This window comes from Cupriavidus sp. 2TAF22, assembly GCF_052115045.1.
Classification (GTDB): Bacteria; Pseudomonadota; Gammaproteobacteria; order Burkholderiales; family Burkholderiaceae; genus Cupriavidus.
On sequence record NZ_JBFRFX010000053.1, the window covers coordinates 1 to 19,470 of the forward strand.

Below are 19,470 nucleotides of genomic sequence, written 5' to 3' on the forward strand. Positions count from 1 at the left end.
GCTCCCGGCTCGGGTCCATGCCCATCTCGCGCACGTGCGCGGCGTAGTTGCGGCCAACACAGTAGATGCGGCGAACGGGAAACTGGTCGTTGCCGCCAACCACGGGAATCGTAACGGCAGGAATGGGCGGAATTACAAAGGTCATGTGGGACTCCAGGATTGGGACCTGCAAGGTCAGGTTTCGGGGGCGATACGGGGGATGCGCAAGGCCCCCGTCATACGGACAGGCACGTCTCGGCCTTCCAGCCGTAGAGCCACTCCAGCGCGTCGTAGAAGCGCTCCGGCGAGCGGCTTTTCCACAGGGAATTGCGCACCAGGCGCTCCACGCCGGATGCGTGGCACAGGCGGCCGAACTCGCGGGTGGACAGCACGACGCGAGCGGTGCGGGTGATGCGGGCGTCCTGATACAGCGCAAAGGCGCGCACCAGATCGCCGTCGCACGCGCGTACGGCGGCACCGAGTGTGACGGCGTCTTCCACAGCCATGCATGCACCCTGCGCGAGGTACTGCAGCAGCGGATGCGCGGCATCGCCGAGCAGCGTGATGCGGCCGTGCGTCCATTGGCCGATAGGCTCGCGGTCTGCCGTGGCCCAGCGCCGCCAGGTCGGCGGCAGGCAGAGCAGGCTGTGCGGACGGGCATCGATGCCCTGGAAGTACGAAAGCACCTCCTCCCTGCTGCCATCGCTGACGCCCCAGGTTTCCTGCTGGCGGCTGTGGAACGTCACCACGAGGTTGTACTGCTCGCCGGCGCGGACCGGGTAATGCACGACGTGGCAGTTCGGCCCAACCCAGAGCACCGGTGCATTCCATTGCATGTCACGCGGAAAATGCTCGGCATCGATAACCGCGCGGTACACCACGTGCCCCGATACGCGCGGTGGATCGCCGACCAGTTGTTCGCGGATGGCGGACTTCACGCCGTCGGCGCCAATCAGGGCGCATCCCTGGTAGCTGTTGCCCTGTTCGTCGAATGCGGTAACGCCGTCCCCTGACTGCCTGACCTCGACGATGCGCGTGGCGGTGACAAACTCAATCCGGTCTGTCTCGCGCACACCCTCGAGCAGCGAATTGTGGACGTCGGCACGGTGCGTGACTGCATACGGATTGCCGAAGCGCTTGCGAAAGGCTTCGCCAACGGGGATATCGGCAACGGCTTTGCCGTCGATCGCATCGATCATCATCATGTGATCGGTGTAGACGGCGTGGCTGCGCGTGCGCTCGCCTACGCCAAGCGCGTCAAAGGCGGCGAAGGCATTGGGGCCGAACTGCACGCCAGCGCCGATTTCGCCGATGGCGCTGGCCTGCTCCAGCACCTTGACATGACAGCCCTCGCGCGAGAGCGCGAGCGCCGCCGCAAGGCCTCCGATGCCGCCACCGACTACGAGCACCGGGGCTGACTGAGTGGTATTACGCATGACACTCCTAGTTTCTCCGGGCGACACTTGCCACGATGATTCGTGACCGATGTCGCCTACAACGACTGCGATGAATGAAAGGGGGCTATTGAACGTCCAGCGCCGCAGGCAACGCGGCGCCCTCCTCCGGCGCGGCGCACACTACTCGCAGCACGACGATCGCGGCGGCGGCGATGGCGGCCGGCACGGCGCTGCACAGGAAGATGGCCTTGATGCTGAAGCCGCTCGCGAGCAAAGCGCCGACGATGAGCGGTCCGCTAACCTGGCCCATGCGGCCAAGCGCCATGGCCCAGCCCACGCCGGTGGCGCGCATCCCGCTCGGGTAGCTCAGCACGGCCAGGCTCAGCAGCCCGGAACTGCCGGCGCCCATGAAGATGCCGCACAGGGTGGCGGCGATCGCAAGCGAAGTCAGCGATTGCGTGGCATAGCCGAGCGACGACACGCTGAGCGCACCGAGCATGAACAGCAGCGGCAGCGTCAGGTATGGACCGAAGCGGTCCACGAGGCGGCCGCCAGCGGCGGTGCCCGCTACGCTGCCGAGATTGATCAAGGCGACCACGAGCGCGGCATCGTGTTCACCGATGCCCTCGCCGCGCAGCAGCGCAGGCGTCCACAGTACGAGCACGATCAACAGCACGAAGCACATGAAGAAGCTGGCCCAGAGCAGCAGCGTGGGAACGAGCCGCCCCCCCGAAAGCAGCCGCCGGAATGGCAAGCCACGCACGCGTTCCTCGGCATCGACATAGGTGACATGGCGATCGGACGCCGACGGGCGGCCAGCCATGCGCGCGACGATGGCGCGCACTGCATCCTGGCCGTCCTTGCGCCGGAGCAGGAACGGCAGCGATTCGGGCAGGCTCGCGATGACCAGCAGCGCAAGGCCCAGCGGCAGCACGCCACCGAGATAGAACAGTGGCGGCCAGCCGTAGTGCGGCACGATGTGCGAACTGACGAGCGCGCCCACGGCACCACCCAGCGGAAAGCCGGCATAGAGCACGCCGGTCATCATGCCGCGCATCGGCCGCGGGGTGTATTCGGCAGACAGCGCGAGCAGGTTCGGAATCGCGCCGCCAAGGCCCAGGCCAGCGAGAAACCGGACCAGTAGCAGCCCCGGCAGCGAGGGCGCGTGCGGCGTGAGCAAGGAGAATGCCGAGAAGATCAGGATTGCCGCCGCCAGCAGCCAGCGGCGGCCAAAACGGTCAGCCAGCGGGCCGAGCAGGAAGGCGCCAACCATGGCGCCCAGCAGGCCCGCGGAAAAGACCTGCCCGAATACCGCAATGGGAATGTCGAGCGAGGAAGACATGGCCTTGGCCGCAAAGCCGATCGCCTGGGTATCGAAGCCATCCATCAGCACGATGAGGAAGCAGACGATAAAGATGCGAAGCCGGTAGGCGCCAAGGGGCCGTGCGTCGATGATCGACGCAATGCTGATAGGGGGCGGGTACATGTGTCTCCTTGGATGCGCGATTTGTTCTGTGGTTGAGTCCTGCTCCGGCCGGCCTTGCCGCGCTGCGGGCCAATCCGGATGACGGAAGTCTCGTTCCTTGCCTATCATTCGGCAATCCAATGATGGGAATGACGGTCATGAACGAGGCGAATGATTTCGATATGAACCTGCTGCGCGTGTTTGATGCGCTGTGGCGGCACGGGCACCTGGGCAGGGCGGCCGAGGAGATTGGCGTGAGCCAGCCGGCCATGTCGCACGCGTTGCAGCGGATGCGCGACCAGCTCGGGGATCCCCTGTTCCTGAAGGTCCGTACGGGCATGCAGCCGTCGCCGCGCGCCGTGGCGCTGGCGCCTGTCGTGCAGGGCGTGTTATCGCAGGTGCGGGAGCACCTGTTGACGGCGCCGCACTTCGAGCCGGCGCAGGCGCGCAGGACCTTTACGCTGGCCCTGTCGGACGTGGGCGAAGCGGCTTTCTTGCCGCGACTGCTAGCGCGGCTTACGAAAGAGGCGCCGCATGTGGACGTGCATACGGTATCGGCACGGCACACGGACATCATGGATCAGCTCGAACGCGGCAGGATCGATTTGGCCATCGGCTACTATCCGGACCTCGGCGGTTCGGACGTGTTCCAACAGCGCCTGTTCCGGCACGGGTTCGTGTGCCTGGCGCGCATGGACCACCCGATTACACAGGGGCGCATAACGGCAGGACAGTTCCGGACGCTGTCTCATGCGGTGATTCAGAGCGAAAGCCGGAGTCAGGAGATCGTCGAGGCATATCTGCGCCAGCACGGCATCGTGCGGCGCGAGCTACTGCGTTCCCCGCACTTCCTCAGCATTCCGCTCGTGATCGCGTCGACCGATCTCGTCGTCACGGTACCGCTGCCGGTAGGCGAGTTGTTCGCGCGCATCGCGGATGTACAGGTCCTGGAGCCGCCGTTTCCGATTCCCGCTTTCGATCTCAAGCAGCACTGGCACCGCTGTCAGCATGACGACCCCGGCAATCGCTGGCTGCGGTCGGTCACGCAGGAACTCTTCGGCGAATCTGCTGGCGCATAGACGCGCAGGACGATCGCTCAGTTCGGTCCACAGCCGACGCCCAGGCGACACATCAGCGACACGTAGCCCGAGAGCTGACGCGCCGCGAGAGAGGCCTGACGCGAATTTGAAGGGATGCATGCAGCGACCTTCTTGGTAGTCATCCCCGACTCGCCACCGCAGCGCGCAAGAGTAGGAATACGCAGGCGCGCCTGATGGCTTTCCCTAGCTGCCGCCGCGGCATGCCGCCGATACACTCAGTCTGCTCATTCGACACGAGCACTTGACTGCAGGGAGGAGGAGGAGAAGCCCGGTAAGAGGATGACGGGGAGGAAGAGGATTGAGTCCGCCGCGCGGACTCGTTTTTTTCTGCGGCACGTGCCTGCCCTGCCTCACCGCGCCGCTGCGCGAAAAAAAGAGGCCCACACGCGTGGGCCTCCCTCGAACCTGCGGACATCGATCGCATCGCATGGAAGCTGACACCCCCCGCTTTCATTTCCATGCTCGCCGTTTGCGCCTGGCCAGGCGTCGTCCACTCTTGCTTTCGCGGTCAATGCGAAGCCGCCGGATCCGGATTCGGGAGAATCTGTGCAGGCATCTGGGCCCGTCGGCCACCGAACCGGATTCGCGGTGCAATTCTCGCGGCGATGCGCGTTCGGTGGAAGAGTAAGTCTACTCAATCGCGCGCCCGCGGGACGAAGGCGGATGCGTCAGGAAAAGCCTGGCGCCAATGTGCCTGCGCCGTGCGCGGCTTCCGCATCCACATCCACATCGGCATCGGCATCGGCATAGCGCAACGCAATCGCGCGGATCTCCTGCTCGGCCCGGACAAATGCATCGACGATGCGCGGATCGAAATGCTGCCCGCGTTGCTCCGTAACCATCTGCATTGCCACATCGTGCGACAGCGCCTTCTTGTAGACGCGTTCGCTGATCAGCGCGTCATAGACATCGGCGATCGCCATGATGCGCGCCGAGAGCGGTATGTCGTCGCCGGACAGGCCATCCGGATAGCCCTTGCCGTTCCATCTCTCATGATGCGACCGGGCTATCTCGCGGGCGATGCGCAGGAAGGAGTCGTCTGCGCCGAAATGCTTCTCGGCCTCGACGATGGCGGCGCAGCCGATGGTGGTGTGCTGCTTCATGATGTCGAACTCTTCCGGTGTCAATCGTCCCGGCTTGCGCAGGATGCGGTCGTCTATGCCGATCTTCCCCACATCATGCAAGGGCGCCGATTTGAAGAGGAGGTCGATGATCTCTGGCGTCAGGCGATCCCGGAATTCCGCCGTGCCTTGCAAGGTCCTGGCGATCGTCTTGACGTAGTGCTGCGTGCGATGGATATGCCCGCCGGTCTCGTTGTCGCGCGCCTCGACCAGCGAGGAGAGCGCGAAGATGGTCGCGTCCTGCGCCAGCGTCAGCGCCTGCGCGCGCCGGTACAGTTCGGCTTGCAGGCTGGAGGCGTGCTCGCGCAGCCGGCGGTTGGCAAGGCGCAGCGAAAGATGGGTCGCCACCCTCGCCCTGAGCACGCGCGGGTTCACCGGCTTGACGATGTAGTCGACGGCACCGGCTTCGAAGCCTCTGGATTCGCCTTCGCTCTCGGGCGATGCGGTCAGCAGGATGACCGGCACGTCCGCGGTCGCCGGGTCCGAGGCGAGGTGGCTGCAAGCCTGGTAGCCGTTCATGCCTGGCATGACCACGTCCAGCAGGACGATGTCGGGCGTGCCGGCGCGGGCGGCCTCCAGCGCGGCCTCGCCGCTGGCGACCGCGCGTATCTCGTACAGGTCCTCCAGCAACGAGGAAATGATGAGGATGTTCTCCGGCGTGTCGTCGACCAGCAGCACGCTCGGCAGGGCGGACTGGGCGGCGGGCGCCGGAAAGCGCTGTGACGTGGCCGATGTGGCCGATGTGGCGGGCAACGAAACGGGCAATGAAGCGGCGTTCATAGGGTCGTCGGTCAACTGCGCTGGTCCGTGGTGGCCACTCTGCGCCAGGCCGCTTCCATCGGCACCGGCGCGAGAGCGAGTTCGAGACATCCGGGGGAAAGGAGGCAAGCACCTCCTGCCGGTCCGGGACATCGGGCCGGCGTTGCCGCGTCCCAATTGTCCGAATCCGCCCCATGTGCGCAAAGAGTAGTTCTACTCAGGCCGCGGCTTCAGGATACCGCCGGCAAGCACCCGCGGATCGAAGCCATCAGCGCGCCATAGTCAGAATCGAACGAGGCAAGCTGCGCGGCGTCGATGCAGTTGCCCTGGATGCCCTTCTCGATTGCTGCGCAACGGCTTGCGAGCCCGCCTGCGCCGATGGTCGCCAGGACGGATTTCAGGCTATGGGCCAGCAGGATGGCTTCCTCGGCCTGGCCCTGGATGGCGCAGGCCTTCAGGCGCCATGCGGCGTCATGGCGTGCGGCGAGCGTGCGCTCCAGCAGGCGCAGGTAAAGCTGCCGCCTGCCCATCACATGGCGCAAACCCGTCTCGACCGAAAGGCCGTCGATCCCGCGCAGCGACTGGATGACGTCTTCGTCCGTCCGGCTGTGACCCGCCCTGACTGCATCTCCCAAGGCCGGCGGCGCGCCCGGGCCGGCGGATAGCCAGCGCCCCAGCATCGTGTCCAGCAGCCTGGGATCCACCGGCTTGGCGATATGGTCGTTCATGCCGCTGCGCAGGCAACGCTCGCGGTCTTCCTGTGTTGCGTTCGCGGTGAATGCCAGGATCGGAATGGCGGCGTACCTGGCATCCGCGCGCAGCAGCCTGGTCACCTCGAAGCCGTCCAGCTTGGGCAGGTGGATGTCCATCAGCACGAGGTCGAACTGCGCCGCGGCCACGGCGGACAATCCGGCCTCGCCGTCCCTGGCCACCACCACGGCGATGCCGGCCGCCTCGAGCAATTCCTTGACGACCTCCTGGTTGATTTCGTTGTCCTCCACCACCAGGACCCGCTTGCCCTGCCATCGCGGGGAAGCTGCCAGCTCGCCGTCCTGCGCGCGGCCGGGGCCATCGGCCTGCCCTGCCGGCATCTCGGCCACGTGCCGGGCGGCACCGCCCTGGCTGCGCGCGGGCTCCGGCGGCTGGGCGCGCGCGTGGCTGCCATGAAGCCTGCTCCATCCCCTGGCGAACGCGGCGGCGCAATTGTCGGCCCCGGCGCCGCGATCCTGGCGCGCGACCAGCATGTCGAGCGAGAACGTACTGCCCATGCCCGGCTCGCTCTCCACGAAGACGGTGCCACCCATCATGGTGGCCAGGCTCTTCGAGATCGCCAGGCCCAGCCCGGCGCCGTCGAAGCGCCGCGCGGTCGTCCCGTCCAGCTGGTGGAAGGGCGTGAAGAGCGACGCAAGCGCGTGCGGCTCGATGCCGAGGCCGGAGTCCTGGACTTCGAACAACAGCCGCACCTCGGCACGGCTAAGGTACCTGGCGCGGACCCTGATGGTCACCCGCCCGTGATCGGTGAACTTGACCGCATTGCCGACAAAGTTGATCAGTATCTGGCCGATGCGCAGCGCGTCGCCCGTCAGATACTCCGGCACGGTGTCCTGTATGTCCACCGTGATCACGATGTTCTTCGACGTCGCCCGCTCCAGGAACAGGCCGGCGACATGCTCGATCGTCTGCGACAGCTCGAACGCGCACGACTGCGGCGTGAGCTTGCCGGCCTCGATCTTGGAGAAATCCAGCACGTCGTTCACCACGCCGAGCAGATGCCTGCCGGAGGTTGCGATCCTGCCGAGATAGTGCTCCAGCCGCCGGCTGTCCCGGGCCCGCTGGGCAAGGTGGGTCATGCCAATGATGCCGTTGAGCGGGGTGCGGATTTCATGGCTCATATTGGCCAGGAACTGCGCCTTCGCCCGCGCGGCGCCTTCGGCCACTTCCCTGGCCGTGTCGAGCTCCTGCGTGCGCTCCCTGATCTTCTGCTCGAGGTTGATCGTCAGCGCCTCCAGCGCGCGCCGGTTCCCCTCCGATTCCGTGATGTCGGTCACCACCGCCCCAATGCCCGCGACCCGGCTGTTGTCCCCCGCCAGCACGGGAAACTTGACCAGGTGATAGATCCGTTCCTCGCCGCGCGCGCGCTTCAGGACATGCACCTGATCCTGTGCCTGCCCGGACGCCAGTACGAGATGATGCGTCGAGCGGATGATTTCCGCGGAGACGGGGTTCGCCACGGCCTCCCAGGCATTCTTGCCGACCAGCGCTTCCGCGTCCGCGCCAATGGCATCGCCATAGGCGCGGTTTGCCATGATGACGGTCCCGTCGGTCGTGGCGCAGGAAAAGCCGACCGGCACATGCTTGCGGAATGCCAGCCATCGCTCGTCGTTTTCGGCGGCGCTGCGCCGGCTGCGCCAGTGCACCGCGGTCAGGGCGACGATCAGGCCGACCGAGATGGTCGTCAGGCCAATGATCGCGCGCCTCGCCAGATCATAGAACTGATAGGCCTCCGCGGCATCCTGCTCGACGATGATGCCCATGTCCAAGCCCGGCAGCCAATGGCCCATGCCGACCACGCTGCGCCCGCGCATGTCGGTGTAGTGGTCAAGCACCGGCGTCGTGGCCCGCCTGTTCTCGAGCAGGTGCGATGCCACGCTCGTCAGCCCGGTGGTGCCATCGCTGCCTAGCGGCCGCTGCTTCGGCTGCACGCGCTGCGGCACGCGCGCCCACAGCCCATAGGGCGCACCCCGCCCGGCTGCCTCGGGGATCCGCACTTCGCCGGCAAGGCGGCTCGGGGACAGCAGGCGGCCCTCGGCATCGATCACGTAGGCGTTACCGGTCTTGCCCCCCCACCCCGAACGCAGGATCTCGAACAGCCTCAGACCCGGGTTCATGCGAAGGCACAGGACGGCAATCAGTTCGCCTTCATCGCGTACCGCGGAGCAGACCAGCTGGAACAGGGTTCCCCGAGGGCGCTCGGTGCCGTTGACATCGATCGGCAAGGGCGCCGGGATCGGCGCCGTGACGCCGAAGCCCGAGGCCATTGCGCGTTCGACCGCAATGCGCGCGGCGGAGGTGGCGACAGGCTCCGATATGTACGAAGTGCTGCTCGCCGCGACAATGATCCGGTCGGGCGAGATCAGGCTATATCCCTCGAAACCGCGGCTTCGGTAGATGGCGGTGATCCAGGCGTCGAACTCGGCTCGCGTGGAGATGTCGCCACGTGCCCGCATGACGTGCTTCGCCAGGTGGATGAGGTACTGCGCCTCGACGATGGTCCGGACCCGGTCCGCGCTGTCTTCCAGCAGGGAATCCGTCATCCTGACAACGGCCTCCATCGAGGAGCGCCGGTACATCGAAGCCTGCTCCCTGACCTCGTCCTGCAGCAGGCCGAGCACGTGGATGCAGAGCAGGATCAGCAGGCCGATGGCAATCGCGGTCGTCACCACGATGGAGCTGGCTTGCCTGCTGAAGACTCTCCGGACCGACTGCAGCGCGCGCGCAAGAACCATCATGGCTTTCTGTGAGGCAAGTGGGCAACTGCGTGGCGGGAACATGGCGCAGCCGGGATGGCGGGCACCGCAGGCGGATCGCGCTGCGGGCAGGCGGCGCAACGGGTTGCGAAGCGCCAGGAAGACGGCGGGCGGATACAAGGTCACCTCGGGCCGTTGCATCGCAATTTGCCGCCGGGCGGCATTTTCGGGGAGATGGACCCCTGTCACAAGAGTAAAAGTACCTAGGCCGCCGAAGCCCCTGCGCGAGGTGGCCTCCGGATCGCCAAAGCGACCTGCAGTGCGCCCGGGCACCGGGCCGGCCGTGCGCGGTGAGTACTAATACTCTTTTCCACCGGCCCCGCAACCGCCATATTTGCCCCCGCACGAGAGCAAGAGGGTGCGCCTCGGCGCAGCCATGCGCGCCGAGGCCGAATGCGAAGCCGGGATAACCGGACGCACGTATGCAGGGATGCAGGGATGCAGAAAACGGGATGCGGAAAACAGTGAGTCAGGGTATCGGCACGGCCAACAACAGGTATTCAGATTGCGGAGCCGACGAGGGAAACCGCGATCGCCACCGCAGGCGTATCGACGAGTGGCTCCTCGCCGTCGCCAAGGGAAACACCTCGTGCGGCTATGACGACTGGCTTCAGCGCACCATCGACGACCAGCACAGAGCCAAGCACCCCCACGGCGACCAGCGGGCAATGTCGCCCATGTCGAAGCTGCTGCGCCAGGGCGACATCGTCTTCCAGCTTGAGCACGGCGCCCGCTATGAGGTCCGGCACGACAAGGAAGGCACCCGGGTATTCGTCTGCATGTTCGATGACGAAACGCCGTATATCGCCTTCGAGGATACGCGCAGTGGCATACGTTTCCCGTGGATCACGGTGCAGGGCGTGTTTCGCCAGAGCGAGCTCAGGACCATCAGGAAGCTCTGACGGCCGTTGCCCCGCGGGGCAACGGCGATGAAGAGCCGCGACGCCACAGGCCCGCGCGGCATACGCCGGCCACCTCGGGCACTGCGTCCGGCGCGCCAGGGGACGCGCCCTAGGCCGCGGCGTGCAGCAGCCTGACCAGTTCGGCAACCGAGCCGATCTCGAGCTTCTCCGTCAGGCGCGCCCTGTGGTTCTCCACGGTGCGCACGCTCAGGCCCATGTCCTCGGATATGGTCCGGCTCGATTTGCCTGCCGCCACCAGTTCGGCTACCTCGCGCTCGCGCCGCGACAGCAGTGCAAGCCTGGCGTGCCGCCTGGCCATCGCGATGCGCGAAGCATGCAGGGATTTGCTGTGTTTCAGCGCTTCCGAGACCACCGCCACCAGGCGTTCGCCGTCGACGGGCTTCTCCAGGAAATCGAAGGCCCCGACCTTCATGGCCTGCACCACCGACGGGATCTCGGCGTGGCCCGAGACAAAAATGATCGGCAAGCTGATGCCGGTCTCCGACAGCCGTCTTTGCACATCGAGGCCACCGATCTCCGGCATGCGCAGATCGCAGATAAGACACTCGCTTGGCCCGGGCCTGTAAGCACCCAGAAAGTCCTGCGCCGACGCAAAGGTGCGAATGCTGAGACCCGGCTTGCGCAGCAACTCCCGGTATAGCCACAGCATCGTCTCGTCGTCGTCCAGGACAAATACCACCTGCTCCTCCCAAACCATCGACGTACTCCGAATCACACAAGAAGACCCATCCTAAGGGGGGAACGATTGGCGGGTAATCCGGGGCGACACGGATTTAGAGGCTATCCTCTAAAAAGCGCCGGGCCTTCGAAGTGACTCGGCCGCACCCCGGACAAGTGCAGCCCGATGCACGACAGCGCCGGCGGTGTCGGTGTCGAAGCAAATCCGCCGCCCCCGGCCGCGCACGCCCGACCTGCCAGGCATTGAGTATTTCCACTCTTGCGCCACGCGCGTGGCTTTCCGATGATCGCAGACGTCCCTTGCCGCCCCAGAGGAGCGCTTGCATGAAAGGCATCGTCAGCGCGCACTATATCCGCCGCCAGCTCGAGCGGCTGGGCATTCCGTGCCTGTCGGACACCGACGAGCCGGGCATGCCGGGCGTGGTTGTCGTCAGCGACCGCCTCCATATCGCCGTCTTCGGCGCGGCCGCGTCCTTCCGCCTTGTCTCGCGCCTGCCTGACGGCGCCTTCCTCTTCCACGCCGAAACCGACTCGCTCGATATCCTGCACCAGCAAGTGCTGCACGAACTTTCGTCCGCGAGCCCGCCTTACGGCCCCGCCCGGCATTGAGTGTCCCGGCGCCGGCCACGGCAAGACAGGCCCGCTCGCGTCGGGCATGGCGCCAGGCCTCAACCATCAGCTTGCGCCTGAGCCGGGCCTCGCCACCCGCCATCAGCCGCGTGACGCGGCTTCCCTGCGCCTCGAGCGCCACCCTGATCAGGTGAACCGCACGCACACGGCAGCCAGGCGATACCAGGGCCGCCTCAGTCCGGCACCACCGCGGTGACCTCGATCTCCACCTTGGCGCGGTCCTCGATCAGCGCCGAGACTTCCACCGCGGTCATGGCGGCGTTGAAGCTGCCGATGATCTCGCGGAAAGCCTTGCCGATCTCCGCATAGGCCGCGATGTATGCGCGCTTGTCGGTCACGTACCAGGTCATGCGCACGATGTGCTCGGGCCTGGCGTCGCCGGCCTCCAGCACCTCGACGATGTTCTGCAGCGCCTGGCGTACCTGGCCGGCGAGGTCGTCGGTATGGAAGACGCCATCGGCGTCCCAGCCGATCATGCCGGCCACGAATACCGAACGCCCGCGGGCGGACACGCCGTTGGCATAGCCGCGCGGGCGCGGCCAGCCGGGAGGAAGAAGGACTTGCATATCAATGGCTCCGTTCGTTTGATCATTGCATCCGCCCCGCCGGCCATTGCCGGCAGCGCGGACGGGTTCACCGTGGCTCGTGCAGCTTGAAGCGCTGCAGCTTGCCGGTCTGGGTGCGCGGCAGCCTGTCGGTGAATTCGACGGCGCGCGGGTACTTGTATGGCGCGACGGTCTGCTTGACGAAGTCCTGCAGCGTCCTGACCATCGCCTCGTCGCCGTCCTGCCCGGGGCGCAGCACGACGAAGGCCTTGACGATCTGGCCGCGTTCGTCGTCGGGCACCCCGATCACCGCGCACTCGGCCACCGACGGATGCAGGATCAGCGCGTCCTCCACCTCGGGCGCGGCGATGTTGTAGCCGGAGGAGATGATCATGTCGTCGGTGCGCGCCTGGTAGAAGAAGTAGCCATCGGCATCCATCAGGTAGGCATCGCCCGTGACGTTCCAGCCGTCCTGCACGTAGGAGGCCTGGCGCGCGTCGGCCAGGTAGCGGCAGCCGGTCGGGCCTTGCACGGCAAGGCGGCCCACGGTGCCCGGCGGCACTTCCCTGCCCTGTGCGTCCACCACCCGGGCGCGGTAGCCGGGCACCGGCCTGCCGGTGGCGCCAGGACGCGCATCGGCCTCGTCGTGCGAAATGAAGATGTGCAGCATCTCGGTCGCACCGATGCCGTCGATCAGCTCGATGCCGGTGGCGTCCTTCCACAATGCGCGCGTGGCCGCGGGCAGAACCTCGCCGGCCGATACGCACTTGCGCAGGCGCGTGCGGCGCACCTCGACGCTGCGCGCGGCCAGCGTGCGGTAGGACGTGGGCGCGGTGAACAGCACCGTGGCGCCGAAGTCCTTGATGCCATCGAGCAGTTGCGGCGGGCTGGCCTTCTCGAGCAGCACGGTGGAAGCGCCGACCGACATCGGAAACAAGACCAGTCCGCCCAGCCCGAAGGTGAATGCCAGCGGCGGGCTGCCGATGAATACATCGTCTTCGGTGGCCCGCAGCACGTGACGCGGCCAGCAGGCCCAGATGGCCATGACGTCGCGGTGGTAGTGCATGGTGGCCTTGGGCACGCCGGTGGTGCCCGAGGTAAAGCCGAAGATGCAGGTGTCCTCGGCCGCCGTGTCCACGTTGTCGAAGCGCGGCGAGGCGCGCTCCATGGCGGCCTCGAGGCTGTCGGGCCCGCCATGGTTGAAATGGCGCATCTGACGTAGCGAAGGCGCCTCGAGCGCGGTCAGGCGCAACTCCCCTGCCAGCGCGGCGTCGCACAGCGCGTGCGTGACCTTGCCGATCTCGACGATGGCCTTCAGTTCCTTGGCGCGCAACAGCGGCATGGTAGCCACGGCGATGGCGCCCGCCTTCATCACGGCGAACCAGCAAGCCACCAGCATGGGGTTGTTGGGCGCGCGCAGCAGCACGCGGTTGCCCGGCACCAGGCCCATGTCGCCGACCAGCACATTGGCGATGCGGTTGGCCTTCTCCTGCAGGTCGGCATAGGTCCAGGCAAGCCCGGGCGCGCGGATGCAGACGCGCTCTCCCCGGCCCTGTTCGATATGCCGGTCGAGCAATTCCGTGGCGCAGTTCAGGCGCTGCCCGAACTGCAATTCGGGCAGCGCGAACAGGTATGCCGGCTGCAGTGCGGCCGGCGGCAGGTTGTCGCGGGCAAAGGTATCGACGTGAGCGCTTTCGGCCATGCCGCTGTCTCCTGGGGTGCTATGTGAATGGCCTTGCGCCAGCCTCTGTGGTCAGTTCGCGGCGACGGCTTTCTCGCGCGCGAAGATGGCCTCCATCTGGCCCTTGGCCGAACGGTATTGCTGCGGCCAGGCGACCGGCGTGTAGCCGATCTTCGCTGCCTCGGTCAGCGTCCAGGCCGGGTTGGCCAGGTGCGGACGGGCCACCGCGCACAGGTCGGCGCGGCCGGCGGCGAGGATGCTGTTGGCATGGTCGGCTTCGCTGATGGCGCCCACCGCAATGGTCGGGATGCCGGCTTCCTGGCGGATGCGGTCGGCGAACGGCGTCTGGAACATGCGCCCGTAGACCGGCTTCTCCTTCTTGCTGACCTGGCCCGACGAGCAGTCGATCATGTCGGCGCCAGCCGCCTTGAAGGCCCTGGCGATCTCGACCGCGTCGTCGGGCGTGATGCCGCCTTCGACCCAGTCATGCGCGGAAATACGCACCGACATCGGCTTGTTCGCGGGCCATGCGGCGCGGACCGCCGCGAATACTTCCAGCGGGTAGCGCAGGCGGTTGGCCAGGCCGCCGCCGTATTCGTCGGTGCGATGATTGGTCAGCGGCGAGATAAAGCTCGACAGCAGGTAGCCGTGCGCGCAATGCAGCTCGAGCCAGTCCACGCCGATCTCCGCCGCGGCCCTGGCGGCGTTGACGAACCCGGCCCTGACCTCGTTCATGTCGTGCCGGGTCATTTCGCGCGCGGTCTGGCTCACGCCTGCCAGGTACTGCTGCGGCGAGGCGGAGATGACCGGCCAGTTGCCGGATGCCAGCGGCTGGTCGATGCCCTCCCAGGCCAGGCGGGTCGATGCCTTGGCACCGGCGTGCCCGATCTGCATGGCGAACTTCGCATCCGTGTTGGCGTGGATCCAGTCCACGATGCGCTGCCACGCGGCCTGGTGTTCCGGCTCGTACATGCCGGGGCATCCCGGCGTGATGCGGCCTTCGGCGCTGACGCAGGTCATCTCGGCGAACACCAGTCCGGCGCCGCCCATGGCCCGCGCGCCGAGATGCACCAGGTGATAGTCGCCGGGCACGCCGTCGACCGCCGAGTACTGCGCCATCGGCGAGACCACGATGCGGTTCTTGAGCGTGACGCCGCGCACGGTGTATGGCGTGAACATCGGCGGCGGCGGCACCGCGTCGTGCGCGGCCGGCACGCCGGCGCGCTGCGCGAGCCAGCGCTCGTAGCCTTCGAGCCACTGCTTGTCGCGCAGGCGCAGGTTCTCGTGGCTGATGCGCTGGCTGCGCGTGAGCATGGAATACATGAACTGCGGCGCCTCGAACTGGTCGCAATAGCGTTCGCCGCAGACCTCGAACCACTCCATGGCGTTCCACGCCGCGTTCTGCAGGCGCAGCGTCTCGATGCGTCGCGCCTCCTGGTAGCGCGTGAGCACTTGCTCGATGTGCTCGGGGCTGTCGCCCAGCAGCTGGAACTGGCGGGTCAGCTCGATCGCATCCTCGATGGCGAGCTTGGTGCCCGAGCCGATGGCGAAGTGCGCGGTGTGCACGGCGTCGCCCATCAGCACCACGTGGCTGCCCTGTGCGTTGCGCAGCCACCACTGTTCGCACACCACGCGCTGGAAATTCAGCCAGGCCGAGCCGCGCAGGTGACGCGCGTTGGTCATCAGCTTCGCGCCTTGCAGGTTGTTGGCGAACAGCGTCTCGCAGAAGGCGATCGACTGGTCCTGGTCGGCCTTGTCCAGGCCGTGCGCCAGCCAGACATGCTCGGGGCATTCGACGATGAAGGTGGTGGTCTTGTCGTCGAACTTGTAGACATGGGCCTGGAACCAGCCGTGCTCGGTCTTCTCGAACAGGAAGGTGAAGGCATCGTAGAGCTTGTGCGTGCCCAGCCAGATATAGCGGTTGGGGCGCACCGCCACGTCGGGCCTGAAGACCGCGGCGTGCTTCTCGCGGATCCGGGAATTGATGCCGTCGCTGGCGATGACGAGGTCGGCGTCGGCATAGTCGGCATCGGAAGCCGCTTCCGTCTCGAACACCAGCTCGACGCCCAACTGCTCGCAACGCGCCTGCAGGATATTGAGCAGCTTCTTGCGGCCGATGCCCACGAAGCCGTGGCCGCCGGAGCGGATCACCTCGCCCTTGAACTCCAGCTCGATGTCGTCCCAGTGATTGAAGGCCTGCTGGATCGCGCCGGCCGTGACCGGATCCCAGCGGCGCATGTTCTCCATGGTGGCATCCGAGAACACCACGCCCCAGCCGAACGTGTCATAGGGCTTGTTGCGTTCCACCACGACGATGTCGTGCCGCGGATTCTGCTGCTTCATGAGCAGCGCGAAGTACAGGCCGGCGGGGCCGCCACCGATGCAAACGATCTTCATGACCAGGTCTCCTCGAGCTTCCGCTCCTTCGTCCATCCGTTCTTGCGGGGCGCGTATTTAATTTAGGCTTAGATAGTTTAAATGTCAACTAATTAAGCGGATGGAGTCCGCGAGGAAGAACGAGGGGGGGTCAGACATTGCGGCTACGCGCGCCTTTGCGCGCGCGAAAAATGCCTGATCAGCCGCAGCCCTGCGCTAACCGGCGGCAGGCCCTGGCGATGTTTGCCGCCAGGGCGGCGGCATCGCTCTCACTCCGGCTGCGCATGCTCGAATGCTTGCCGCAACTGGCCCGCCAGCCGCATGAGATGCGGCTTGAGTTCACGGCTGGCCGCCGCCACGCCGGCGCGCGTGGAGGTGCTGACGTTGAGTACATGGAGGGGATAGTGGCCGAGCTGCATGGGCGTGGACAGGGCCACCACCTCGGGCTGCCAGCTGGCGGCGCACCAGCCGTGCCGCTGCACATGCTCGATGGCCTGCAGGATCTGCGCCTCCAGCTCCGGCCAGTGCGCGGGGAAGCGATGGCGGAACTGCTGCATCAATGCGCCGCGCTCTTCCGCTGGCGTGGCCGCCAGCCACGCGCGGCCCAGCGAGGTCAGCGGCATCGGCACGCGCTGCCCTGTCACCACGTTGCGCAGCGACGCCTTGCGGCTGTAGCGGATCGACTCCAGGTAGACCATCTCGTCCTGGTCCGCCATCGCCAGCCCGACGTTGATGTGCTCTGCCTGCGCCAGTTCGCGCATCAGCGGAGCGGCCAGTTGCAGCACCGTCGATCCGGTGCGCATGGCATGCGCCAGGCTCAGCACCGGCACGCCCAGGCGGTAGGCACGCAGGTCGGGATCGTATTGCAGGAAACCGGTGTCGACCAGGCTTTGCGTCAGGCGGCTGACGGTCGAGCGGGCCAGGCCGGTGCGCTCGGCCAGTTCGCCGTTGCCGAGCACCTCGGAGCCGGGCCGGAACGCACGCAGCAGCGCGATGCCGCGCTCCAGCGAGCGGTTGGCGAGCTGGTTGGCCGGCCGGCCGCGCGCGCGGCTGTTTGCATCCTCCGAATCCACGGCGCTCTCCGATGGCATGGGCGCGCCTGCGGCGGCGCTTGAGGCGCGGCCGTTGCGCGAGCCCTGCCTAGGCGATGACCGCTACCCCGTCCGCCGCCCGCACGCCCTGCCCCGCCGGCAGCACGAACACCGGGTTGATCTCCGCCTCGACCAGCCGCTCGCCCATCGCGGCCGCCATGCGCGAGAAAGCCACGATCGCATCGGCCAGCGCCCCCACATCCGCCTTGGGGCGTCCGCGATAGCCGTCCAGCAATGGCCACGTCTTCAGCTCGCGCGCCATGGCGGCCGCTTCTTCGTGCGACAGCGCCCCGCCCGGCGGCAGCAGGCGCATGGTGGTGTCCTGGAACAGTTCGGCCGTGACGCCGCCCATGCCGAGCAGGACCGCCGTGCCGAGCGGGTCCCGGTGCAGGCCCAGGATCATCTCGACGCCGCCGCCCACCATCTCCTGCACCAGGAAGCGGTCCGGCGCCTTGCCGGTGTGGCGAGCCACCTCGGCGCGCATCGTCGCCAGGCGCGCCGGCACATCCGCCGGCGCCACGTTGACCGCCACGCCGCCGACATCGCTCTTGTGCGTGATCTCCGTCGACAGGATCTTCAGCACCACGCGCTCGCCCAGCGCGCGCGCCGCGGCCTGCGCCTGCTCGCCGTCCTGCACGATGGTCTCGCGCACCGATGGCAGGCCGAAGCGGGCAAACAGCGCCTTGGCACCAGCCTCGTCGAGCGCGCCGGACGGCACGTCGGCGGTATCGACTGCGGCGCCCGGAGGGGGCGGCGTCTTCGCCCCGTCCGACACGCCCTGCAGCTGCCCCGCGCCGAGCATCGCCGCGAACGCCACCGCACAGCTTTCCGGCGCGCTGAAGGCCGGCACGCCGCGCTGGTTCAGCACCGCGGCGACCTGCGGCGCATGCGGGCTCACATAGGCCAGCACCGGCTTGTCGCTGCCCGGCAGGCAGTCGCGGATCGCATCGGCCATCAGGCCGGGCATGGCGAGGCCGGAGGAGCCGACGATGACCGCCACGGCGTCATAGCCCGGGCTGTCGAGCAACGTGCGGATGGCCGCGCGCAGCAGGTCCGGCTGCAGGCCTGCCAGCGTGACATCGATGGGATTGCGGTCCAGCGCGGCGTGATCGCCCTTCTGCAGCGCGCGCAGCGCTGCCGCGGTGGCCTCGTCCGGCGGCGGCGTCTCGAAGCCAGACACGCCCAGGCTGTCCGAGACCAGCGTGCCGGCGCCGCCGGTCGAGGTCAGCACGGCCACGCGCTTGCCGCGCAGCACCCGGCCCGTGGCCAGCGCGGCGGGAATATCGAGCAGGTCGGCAAAGGACTGCGCGCGGATCACGCCGACCTGGCGGAACAGCGCGTCATACATCCTGTCCGCGCCCGCCATGGCCCCCGTATGCGAGACGGCCGCGCGCGCACCCGCCTCGGAGCGGCCGATCTTGAACGCCACCACCGGCTTGCCGGCTGCCGCGGCCTTGAGCGCCGCGGCGCGGAAGCGCGCGGGGTCGCGCACGCTCTCCACGTACAGCGCAATCACGCGGGTGGCATCGTCGTCGGCCAGGTAGTCGATGAAGTCAGCCAGGTCGAGATCGGCCTCGTTGCTGGTGGAGACCAGCTTGGACAGGCCGATGCCGCGCGCCGCGGCGCGCGACAGCAAGGCGCCGAGAATGCCGCCGCTCTGCGACACCACGCCGATGCTGCCAGCGGGAAAGTGCTCCATCTCCAGCGCACCGCTGGCCGACAGCGGAATGCTGTCGGTCAGGTTGACCAGCCCGATCGTGTTGGGCCCGAGCAGGCGCATGCTGCCCGCCGCCTCGAGCAGCTCGGCCTGGCGGCGCGCGCCCTCGGCGCCGGTCTCCGTATAGCCGCTGGCGAGCACGATCGCGGCCCCGGTGCCGCGCTCGGCCAGCTCGCGCACGGCCTGGTGCGCGCGCTCCGCGCCGAGCAGCACGATGCCGACATCGGGCACCTCGGGCAGGGAACGGATGTCCGGGTAGCAGCGGATGCCGTCGATGGCATCCACCTTCGGGTTGACCGGATAGATCGCGCCGCTGAAGCCGTGCCGCGTCAGGTACGACACCGGCCGCCCCGAGGTCTTGGCCGGATCGGCGGAGGCACCGATGACGGCCACGCTGCGCGGCTTGAGCAGCCGCGCGATGGCGGCCGAGGTGGAGACGGCCGGTGCGCCGGGAACATGGGTCAGGTCGGCTGCCATGATG

Annotated in this window: 13 protein-coding genes and 1 pseudogene; 3 read left to right on the forward strand and 11 right to left on the reverse strand. The window is 67.4% G+C overall.

Annotation, left to right across the window (positions count from 1 at the left end):
- The 3 genes and pseudogenes from AB4Z48_RS35610 to AB4Z48_RS35620 all read right to left on the reverse strand — a co-directional run.
- Positions 1 to 145: pseudogene (locus tag AB4Z48_RS35610) on the reverse strand (fumarylacetoacetate hydrolase family protein); the annotation flags it as partial.
- 70 nt (positions 146 to 215) lie between these two features.
- Positions 216 to 1,415 (reverse strand): 3-hydroxybenzoate 6-monooxygenase, encoded by a 1,200-nt coding sequence (locus tag AB4Z48_RS35615; protein ID WP_441622796.1) that lies wholly within the window; start codon positions 1,413 to 1,415, stop codon positions 216 to 218.
- Between the two features lie 85 nt (positions 1,416 to 1,500).
- Positions 1,501 to 2,862 carry an MFS transporter gene (locus AB4Z48_RS35620; protein WP_441622798.1) on the reverse strand — a complete coding sequence of 454 codons (1,362 nt, stop codon included), beginning with the start codon at positions 2,860 to 2,862 and terminating at the stop codon, positions 1,501 to 1,503.
- Between the two features lie 137 nt (positions 2,863 to 2,999).
- Between AB4Z48_RS35620 and AB4Z48_RS35625 the strand changes: the two genes are divergently transcribed.
- On the forward strand, positions 3,000 to 3,920 hold the full coding sequence (locus AB4Z48_RS35625) for a LysR family transcriptional regulator (RefSeq protein ID WP_441622800.1): 921 nt from the start codon (positions 3,000 to 3,002) through the stop codon (positions 3,918 to 3,920).
- A gap of 689 nt (positions 3,921 to 4,609) precedes the next feature.
- On the opposite strand, the gene AB4Z48_RS35630 is transcribed toward AB4Z48_RS35625, so the two are convergent.
- Together AB4Z48_RS35630 and AB4Z48_RS35635 are read right to left on the reverse strand one after the other, a co-directional pair.
- Complete coding sequence (locus AB4Z48_RS35630) at positions 4,610 to 5,857, reverse strand: HD-GYP domain-containing protein (protein WP_441622802.1); 1,248 nt, start codon at positions 5,855 to 5,857, stop codon at positions 4,610 to 4,612.
- Positions 5,858 to 6,051: 194 nt separating this feature from the next.
- Positions 6,052 to 9,330 (reverse strand): response regulator, encoded by a 3,279-nt coding sequence (locus AB4Z48_RS35635; protein WP_441622804.1) that lies wholly within the window; start codon positions 9,328 to 9,330, stop codon positions 6,052 to 6,054.
- A 482-nt stretch (positions 9,331 to 9,812) separates the two neighbouring features.
- Here AB4Z48_RS35635 and AB4Z48_RS35640 point away from each other — a divergent pair, with 482 nt between their 5' ends.
- Complete coding sequence (locus AB4Z48_RS35640) at positions 9,813 to 10,250, forward strand: hypothetical protein (protein WP_441622806.1); 438 nt, start codon at positions 9,813 to 9,815, stop codon at positions 10,248 to 10,250.
- A 109-nt stretch (positions 10,251 to 10,359) separates the two neighbouring features.
- Here AB4Z48_RS35640 and AB4Z48_RS35645 read toward each other — a convergent pair whose 3' ends face one another.
- Positions 10,360 to 10,968: a response regulator transcription factor gene (locus AB4Z48_RS35645; RefSeq protein WP_441622808.1), complete on the reverse strand. Its 609-nt coding sequence runs from the start codon at positions 10,966 to 10,968 to the stop codon at positions 10,360 to 10,362.
- Positions 10,969 to 11,273: 305 nt separating this feature from the next.
- Here AB4Z48_RS35645 and AB4Z48_RS35650 point away from each other — a divergent pair, with 305 nt between their 5' ends.
- Positions 11,274 to 11,558: a hypothetical protein gene (locus AB4Z48_RS35650; protein ID WP_441622810.1), complete on the forward strand. Its 285-nt coding sequence runs from the start codon at positions 11,274 to 11,276 to the stop codon at positions 11,556 to 11,558.
- Between the two features lie 194 nt (positions 11,559 to 11,752).
- Here AB4Z48_RS35650 and AB4Z48_RS35655 read toward each other — a convergent pair whose 3' ends face one another.
- The 5 genes from AB4Z48_RS35655 to AB4Z48_RS35675 all read right to left on the reverse strand — a co-directional run bounded on the left by AB4Z48_RS35655 (position 11,753) and on the right by AB4Z48_RS35675 (position 19,466).
- Positions 11,753 to 12,145, reverse strand: a complete 393-nt coding sequence (locus AB4Z48_RS35655; RefSeq protein WP_441622812.1) for a RidA family protein — start codon at positions 12,143 to 12,145, stop codon at positions 11,753 to 11,755.
- A gap of 67 nt (positions 12,146 to 12,212) precedes the next feature.
- The gene (locus AB4Z48_RS35660; protein ID WP_441622814.1) at positions 12,213 to 13,826 is read right to left on the reverse strand and encodes an AMP-binding protein; all 1,614 of its coding nucleotides are present in this window, start codon (positions 13,824 to 13,826) and stop codon (positions 12,213 to 12,215) included.
- 51 nt (positions 13,827 to 13,877) lie between these two features.
- Positions 13,878 to 16,202, reverse strand: coding sequence for a bifunctional salicylyl-CoA 5-hydroxylase/oxidoreductase (locus AB4Z48_RS35665; protein ID WP_441622816.1), 2,325 nt, complete (start codon positions 16,200 to 16,202; stop codon positions 13,878 to 13,880).
- 248 nt (positions 16,203 to 16,450) lie between these two features.
- Positions 16,451 to 17,272: an IclR family transcriptional regulator gene (locus tag AB4Z48_RS35670; RefSeq protein ID WP_441622818.1), complete on the reverse strand. Its 822-nt coding sequence runs from the start codon at positions 17,270 to 17,272 to the stop codon at positions 16,451 to 16,453.
- A gap of 49 nt (positions 17,273 to 17,321) precedes the next feature.
- On the reverse strand, positions 17,322 to 19,466 hold the full coding sequence (locus AB4Z48_RS35675; RefSeq protein WP_441622820.1) for an acetate--CoA ligase family protein: 2,145 nt from the start codon (positions 19,464 to 19,466) through the stop codon (positions 17,322 to 17,324).
- Positions 19,467 to 19,470 lie beyond the last annotated feature (4 nt).

Excerpts from the sequence above, each read along its gene's own strand:
- AB4Z48_RS35615 (WP_441622796.1), bottom strand. The coding sequence starts at position 1,415 with ATGCGTAATACCACTCAGTCAGCCCCGGTGCTCGTAGTCGGTGGCGGC.
- AB4Z48_RS35620 (WP_441622798.1), bottom strand. The coding sequence starts at position 2,862 with ATGTACCCGCCCCCTATCAGCATTGCGTCGATCATCGACGCACGGCCC.
- AB4Z48_RS35625 (WP_441622800.1), top strand. The coding sequence starts at position 3,000 with ATGAACGAGGCGAATGATTTCGATATGAACCTGCTGCGCGTGTTTGAT.
- AB4Z48_RS35635 (WP_441622804.1), bottom strand. The coding sequence starts at position 9,330 with ATGATGGTTCTTGCGCGCGCGCTGCAGTCGGTCCGGAGAGTCTTCAGC.
- AB4Z48_RS35645 (WP_441622808.1), bottom strand. The coding sequence starts at position 10,968 with ATGGTTTGGGAGGAGCAGGTGGTATTTGTCCTGGACGACGACGAGACG.
- AB4Z48_RS35650 (WP_441622810.1), top strand. The coding sequence starts at position 11,274 with ATGAAAGGCATCGTCAGCGCGCACTATATCCGCCGCCAGCTCGAGCGG.
- AB4Z48_RS35655 (WP_441622812.1), bottom strand. The coding sequence starts at position 12,145 with ATGCAAGTCCTTCTTCCTCCCGGCTGGCCGCGCCCGCGCGGCTATGCC.
- AB4Z48_RS35660 (WP_441622814.1), bottom strand. The coding sequence starts at position 13,826 with ATGGCCGAAAGCGCTCACGTCGATACCTTTGCCCGCGACAACCTGCCG.
- AB4Z48_RS35665 (WP_441622816.1), bottom strand. The coding sequence starts at position 16,202 with ATGAAGATCGTTTGCATCGGTGGCGGCCCCGCCGGCCTGTACTTCGCG.
- AB4Z48_RS35670 (WP_441622818.1), bottom strand. The coding sequence starts at position 17,272 with ATGCCATCGGAGAGCGCCGTGGATTCGGAGGATGCAAACAGCCGCGCG.
- AB4Z48_RS35675 (WP_441622820.1), bottom strand. The coding sequence starts at position 19,466 with ATGGCAGCCGACCTGACCCATGTTCCCGGCGCACCGGCCGTCTCCACC.